1 rRNA gene is annotated in these 1,296 nt (G+C 50.7%); it reads left to right on the top strand.

The features are described 5' to 3' along the window. Positions 1-126: 126 nt before the first annotated feature. A 23S ribosomal RNA gene (locus EIEH_RS02180) occupies positions 127-1,296 on the top strand; the annotation flags it as partial.

The following is a 1,296-nucleotide window of genomic DNA, read 5'->3' as shown; positions in this document are numbered from 1 at the left end:
AATATTTTGCTCTTTAACAATCTGGAACAAGCTGAAAATTCGAAAACACTCGGATTGCTTTTAATAAAGTGATCCGAGAGTCTCTCAAATGCTTACAGCACGAAGTGAAACACCTTCGGGTTGTGAGGTTAAGTGACTAAGCGTACACGGTGGATGCCTAGGCAGTCAGAGGCGATGAAGGACGTGCTAATCTGCGATAAGCGTCGGTGAGCTGATATGAAGCATTATTAGCCGGCGATGTCCGAATGGGGAAACCCAGTGCAATCCGTTGCACTATCGTTAAGTGAATCCATAGCTTAACGAGGCGAACCAGGGGAACTGAAACATCTAAGTACCCTGAGGAAAAGAAATCAACCGAGATTCCCCCAGTAGCGGCGAGCGAACGGGGAAGAGCCCAGAACCTGAATCAGTTTGTGCATTAGTGGAAGCGTCTGGAAAGTCGCGCGATACAGGGTGATAGCCCCGTACACGAAGGTGCACAGCTGTGAGTTCGATGAGTAGGGCGGGACACGTGTTATCCTGTCTGAATATGGGGGGACCATCCTCCAAGGCTAAATACTCCTGACTGACCGATAGTGAACCAGTACCGTGAGGGAAAGGCGAAAAGAACCCCGGCGAGGGGAGTGAAATAGAACCTGAAACCGTGTACGTACAAGCAGTGGGAGCATCCTTTTGGGTGTGACTGCGTACCTTTTGTATAATGGGTCAGCGACTTATATTTTGTAGCAAGGTTAACCGAATAGGGGAGCCGTAGGGAAACCGAGTCTTAACTGGGCGTCTAGTTGCAAGGTATAGACCCGAAACCCGGTGATCTAGCCATGGGCAGGTTGAAGGTTGGGTAACACTAACTGGAGGACCGAACCGACTAATGTTGAAAAATTAGCGGATGACTTGTGGCTGGGGGTGAAAGGCCAATCAAACCGGGAGATAGCTGGTTCTCCCCGAAAGCTATTTAGGTAGCGCCTCGTGAACTCATCTTCGGGGGTAGAGCACTGTTTCGGCTAGGGGGTCATCCCGACTTACCAACCCGATGCAAACTACGAATACCGAAGAATGTTATCACGGGAGACACACGGCGGGTGCTAACGTCCGTCGTGAAGAGGGAAACAACCCAGACCGCCAGCTAAGGTCCCAAAGTCATGGTTAAGTGGGAAACGATGTGGGAAGGCACAGACAGCCAGGATGTTGGCTTAGAAGCAGCCATCATTTAAAGAAAGCGTAATAGCTCACTGGTCGAGTCGGCCTGCGCGGAAGATGTAACGGGGCTAAACCATGCACCGAAGCTGCGGCAGCGAA

Source organism: Edwardsiella ictaluri ATCC 33202, from assembly GCF_000264785.1.
In the GTDB taxonomy this organism is placed as follows: domain Bacteria; phylum Pseudomonadota; class Gammaproteobacteria; order Enterobacterales; family Enterobacteriaceae; genus Edwardsiella; species Edwardsiella ictaluri.
Note: the sequence above shows the minus strand (reverse complement) of the source record. Positions and strands in the feature narration are given on the sequence as shown.